Origin of the sequence: uncultured Sphingomonas sp. (assembly GCF_946477935.1) — a bacterium.
Classification (GTDB): domain Bacteria; phylum Pseudomonadota; class Alphaproteobacteria; order Sphingomonadales; family Sphingomonadaceae; genus Sphingomonas.
Window position 1 is genome coordinate 1 of record NZ_CAMLAC010000254.1, and the last position, 4,863, is coordinate 4,863.

Annotated in this window: 4 protein-coding genes, 1 tRNA gene and 1 pseudogene; all 6 read left to right on the forward strand. The window is 69.2% G+C overall.

Annotated features, from left to right (window positions below; translation table 11 throughout):
* A partial coding sequence (gene gspN, locus Q0U08_RS17775) for a type II secretion system protein N (RefSeq protein ID WP_298092975.1) occupies positions 1–462 on the forward strand: 462 nt, incomplete at its 5' end.
* Between the two features lie 48 nt (positions 463–510).
* Positions 511–587, forward strand: a tRNA-His gene (locus Q0U08_RS17780).
* A 27-nt stretch (positions 588–614) separates the two neighbouring features.
* Positions 615–1,661 carry a Glu/Leu/Phe/Val dehydrogenase family protein gene (locus Q0U08_RS17785; RefSeq protein ID WP_298092976.1) on the forward strand — a complete coding sequence of 349 codons (1,047 nt, stop codon included), beginning with the start codon at positions 615–617 and terminating at the stop codon, positions 1,659–1,661.
* 254 nt (positions 1,662–1,915) lie between these two features.
* Positions 1,916–2,641, forward strand: coding sequence for a heme ABC transporter permease CcmC (ccmC, locus tag Q0U08_RS17790; RefSeq protein ID WP_298092977.1), 726 nt, complete (start codon positions 1,916–1,918; stop codon positions 2,639–2,641).
* A gap of 97 nt (positions 2,642–2,738) precedes the next feature.
* Complete coding sequence (ccmE, locus tag Q0U08_RS17795; RefSeq protein ID WP_298092978.1) at positions 2,739–3,173, forward strand: cytochrome c maturation protein CcmE; 435 nt, start codon at positions 2,739–2,741, stop codon at positions 3,171–3,173.
* Positions 3,170–4,863, forward strand: a pseudogene (locus tag Q0U08_RS17800) (heme lyase CcmF/NrfE family subunit); the annotation flags it as partial. The gene ccmE and the pseudogene Q0U08_RS17800, both read left to right, overlap by 4 nt.

The following is a 4,863-nucleotide window of genomic DNA, read 5'->3' on the forward strand; positions in this document are numbered from 1 at the left end:
GGCTCGGAGATGTGTATAAGAGACAGGCTGGAGGGTGCCGCCGAGATCGGGCGGCATCTGGTGGCGCTGGACGACGTTACCGCGCGCCTGCCGGTCACGGGCGTGTTCAATCCCCTGCCGGTGGCGAGCCTGGATCTGGACGGAGTGAGCGTGCGGTTTCGTGACGATAGCTGCGAATCGGCGGACGGGCGCGTGCGCGCGGTGATGGCGACGGAGGACGGCGTGCTGCCGCTGCCGCCGACGCTGTCGGGCATGGCGCGGTGCGACGCAGGCGCGCTGCTGCTGCCGCTTACGGGTACGTCGGGCACGGAAGGGGTGACGCTGCGCATCCGGCCGGACGGGCGCTATACGGCGGACCTGACGCTGGCCGCCGGCGACGCCGCGACGATCGAGCGGCTGGGGCGGCTGGGGTTCGCGCCGGGGCCGGGCGGATATCGACTTTCGGTGCAGGGCCGCTTCTGATAGCCTTGACGCGAGGATAACCCCCGGCTAGGGGCGCAATCCTTCGTGGCGATCGTAGCTCAGTTGGTTAGAGCATCGGTTTGTGGTACCGAGGGTCGCGGGTTCAAGTCCCGTCGGTCGCCCCATTTCTTTCCCACAGCATCGGAAACGACATGGCGGACTGGGGTTTCCCTGATTTCGACGCGCACGAGGGCGTGCATCTGTTCAGCGATCCCGCATCGGGATTGCAGGCGGTGATTGCGGTTCACTCGACGCATCTGGGCCCCGCCGCGGGCGGCGCGCGCTTTTGGCACTATGCCACCTCCGACCGTGCGATTACCGATGCGCTGCGCCTGTCGCGCGGCATGAGCTACAAGAACGCGATGGCCGGGCTGAAGCTGGGCGGCGGCAAGGGCGTGGTGCTGGCGGCCAATCCCGGCGACACGATCACCACCGCGCAACTGGAAGCGTTCGGCCGCGCCGTCGAATCGCTCGGTGGTCGCTACGTCACGGCCGAGGATGTCGGCATGTCCGAGGAGCGGATGAAGGTGATCGCCGGCCAGACGCGCTATGTGTCGGGCCTGCCGGTCGCATCGGGTGCGGCGGGTGGCGATCCGGGGCCGTATACCGCGCACGGCGTGTATCTGGGCGTGAAGGCGGCGGCAAAGCGCGGCCTGGGCACCGACGACATGAAGGGGGTGCGCGTCGCCATCCAGGGCGTTGGCTCGGTCGGCGGCGGCCTGGCCCGGTTGCTGGCCAAGGACGGCGCGATCCTGACGCTGGCCGACGTCAACGAGGGCCGGGCGCAGGCGCTGGCGGGTGAGCTGGGTGCGACCGCGGTGGCGGCGGAGCAGATCCTGTTCGCCGATGCCGACATTGTCAGCCCGAACGCGCTGGGCGCGGTGCTGCACGAGGGTTCGATCCCGCAGTTGAAGGCGAAGATCGTCGCCGGTGGCGCGAACAACCAGTTGGCGACGCGCGCCGATGGGCGCCGCGTGCATGACGCGGGCATCCTGTATGCGCCGGATTATGTCATCAATGCCGGCGGCATCATCAATGTCGGGCTGGAATATCTGGGCCAGGGTGACGAGGCCGAGGTGATGGCGCGCATCGCGACGATCCCCGGCCGGCTGGAGCAGGTGTGGAGCGAAAGCGCCGCCAATGGGCATCCGGCTTCCGACGTGGCGGACGAGATCGCGCAGCGGTTGATCGGGCGGTAAATTGCTAAATCCCTCTCCCTTTCGGGGAGAGGGAAGGGGCCCGCCGCGAAGCGGTGGGAGGGTGAGGGGCAGACCCAGGCGCAGCATTGCTTGGCGGCCCCCCCCCCCCCCCCCCCCCCCCCCCCCCCCCCCCCCCCCCCCCCCTCTCCCCGTGGGGGAGAGGGCACAGCACCGGCCGTTTCGCATTTCATGGCGCAACGAAGGCGCCAAATCCCCGTGACGGCGCGGTGAAAGCGCCCTAAGACGGGCGGATCGTGCCGAGCCTTCATGCCCTTGCCAATCCTGCCCGGTTTCTGAAGATCGCCCGTCCGTTGACGGGGGCGTGCTTCTGGCTGGGTGTCGCGCTGATCGTGCTGGGGGCGTGGGCCGGGCTGACGCAGACGCCGCCCGATTATCTGCAGGGCGAGACGGTGCGCATCATGTACATTCATGTGCCGGCCGCGTGGCTGGGCATGGGCGGGTGGAGCAGCCTGGCGATTGCCAGCATCGCCTATCTGGTGTGGCGGCATCCTTTGGCGCAGGTGGCGGGGCGCGCGATCGCGGTGCCGGGCGCGACCTTTGCCGCAATATGTCTGATCACCGGGGCAATCTGGGGGCGGCCGACCTGGGGCACATGGTGGCAGTGGGACGGGCGGCTGACCTCGATGCTGCTGCTGTTCTTCGTGTATCTGGGCTATATCGCCCTGTCGCGCGCCGATGCCGAGCAGGGCGGCGACGGGCGTATTCCGGCGCTGTACGGCGTGGCGGGCAGCGTATTGTTGCCGATCATCCGCTATTCGGTGGTGTGGTGGAACACGCTGCACCAGGGACCCTCGATCGGGTTGACCAAGTCGACGATCGACGGGGCGATCCTGTGGCCGCTGCCGATCACCATGGCCGGTTTCACCTTTCTGTTCGCGGGTATCGTGTTGATGCGGATGCGGATGCTGCTCGCGCGGACAAAGGCCGAGGCGCGGGCGCGGCGGATGGCGGCGGCATGAACCATTGGTACTTCGTGGCGGCGGCCTATGCGGTGGCGCTGGGGGGTAGCGGCGTGCTGGCGCTGGTAAGCTGGCTGGCGATGAAGCGCGCCGAGAAATGACCGCGAAACATCAACGTCTCGGGCTGGCGCTGCTGGCGGTGGCGGCGATCGTCGCGGCCGCGCTGCTGGCGCTGTCCGCGCTGAAGGATCAGGCCGCGTTCTTCTATGCGCCGTCCGATGTCGCCAAGCAGGGCCTGCCGCTGGGCCGCGCGGTGCGGCTGGGCGGCATGGTGGCGGCGGGGTCGGTGCAGCGGGCGGCCGACGGGGTGACGGTGCGCTTTGCGGTGACCGACGGCGCGGCCACGACGCCGGTGGTCTATGCGGGAATCGTGCCCGACCTGTTCCGCGAACGATCGGGGGTGGTGGCCGAAGGGCAGTTCCAGCCCGATGGCCGCTTCGTCGCGACCAATCTGCTCGCCAAGCATGACGAAAAGTACATGCCGCCGCAGATGGCCGGCAAGATGCACGAAACGAAGACCCTGGCCCCATGATCGCCGAGGCCGGGCTCGCTGCATTATGGTTCGCCGCGGCGCTGGCGGGGTTGCAGATCCTGCTGGCGGTGCTGGGCGTGCGTCGCACCGATGTGGTCGGCGATCAGGCGCGCGAGGGCATTCGTGCGGTCGCCATCGTGCAGGGCGCGTTGGCCGTATTGGCGATGGCGCTGCTGATCACGCTGTTCCTGCGATCCGACATGTCGGTGCGCCTGGTGGTGGAGAACAGCCATTCGGCCAAGCCGTGGCTGTATAAATTCGCCGGCGCCTGGGGCAATCACGAAGGATCGATGCTGCTCTGGGTGACGATCCTGGGCGTGGCGGGTGCCGCCGTTGCCCGGTTCGAGCGTGTGCTAAACGTGCGCACTCTGGTCGCGACGCTGGGCGCGCAGGCGGGCATCGCGCTGGGATTCTATGCTTTCCTGCTGTTTTCCTCCAACCCGTTCGACCGGGTGCCGGCGACGATCGACGGCATGGGGCTGAACCCGTTGTTGCAGGACCCCGGTCTCGCCTTCCACCCGCCGACGCTCTACGCCGGTTATGTCGGGCTGTCGGTGGCCTTCTCCTTTGCGGTCGGCGCGCTGGTCACGCGCGACGTCGGGCCGGCGTTCGCGCGGGCGATGCGGCCCTGGGTGCTGGGCGCGTGGGTGTTCCTGACGCTGGGGATCACGGCGGGATCCTACTGGGCCTATTACGAGCTGGGCTGGGGCGGCTGGTGGTTCTGGGACCCGGTCGAGAATGCCTCGCTGATGCCGTGGCTGGCGGCGACCGCGCTGCTTCATTCGGTGAACGTGCTGGCGGCGCGTGACGGCTTGAGGGCGTGGACGGTGATGCTGGCGGTGGTCGCCTTCTCCATGTCGATGATCGGCACCTTCCTCGTGCGCTCGGGCATCCTGACCAGCGTGCATGCCTTTGCCGTCGATCCCGAGCGGGGCGCCTTCATCCTGGCGCTGCTCGCCATCTATATCGGCGGCGCGCTCGCGCTGTTCGCGGGGCGCATCGGCACGGTGAAGGCGGGGACGGTGTTCTCCCCGATCAGCCGCGAGGGCGGGCTGGTGGTCAACAACCTGCTGCTGTCGGTGATATTGGGCGTGGTGCTGATCGGGACGCTGTATCCGATCGTGGCGGCGGCGTTGGGGGTGCAGTTGTCGGTCGGGCCGCCCTTCTTCAACAAGGCGGCGGGGCCGATCGCGCTGGCGCTCGTCGTGGCCATGGCGGTCGGACCGCTGCTGCGCTGGCGACGCGACGATGCCGGCGGTGCTGCTCGGGCTGCTGGTGCTGGCGGCGATGGGGGTGCTGCCGCTGCTCGGGCTTGCACTGGCGGCGGGGCTGGCGGTGGCGAGCGTGATGCCGCTGGGCGGGCGCAATCTGCGCCGCACGCCGCTGCCGATCTGGGGCATGGTGGTCGCGCATCTGGGGCTGGCGGTCAGCCTGGCGGGGATGGCGTGCGACAGCGCGTTCACCGCCGAGCGGCTGGCGGCGGTGCGGCCGGGTGAAATGGTGACGGTGGGGCCGTGGCGGGTGACGCTGGACGGCATCGCACCGGTGGTGGGCGATAACTGGTCGGCGTTGCAGGCGCGGCTGACGGCGCGGGTGGGGGACACGGTGCGGGTGCTGCGTCCGCAATCGCGCTTCTTCGCGACGCCGCCGACGGTGACGAGCGAGAGCGCGATCCTGACGCGGTGGAACG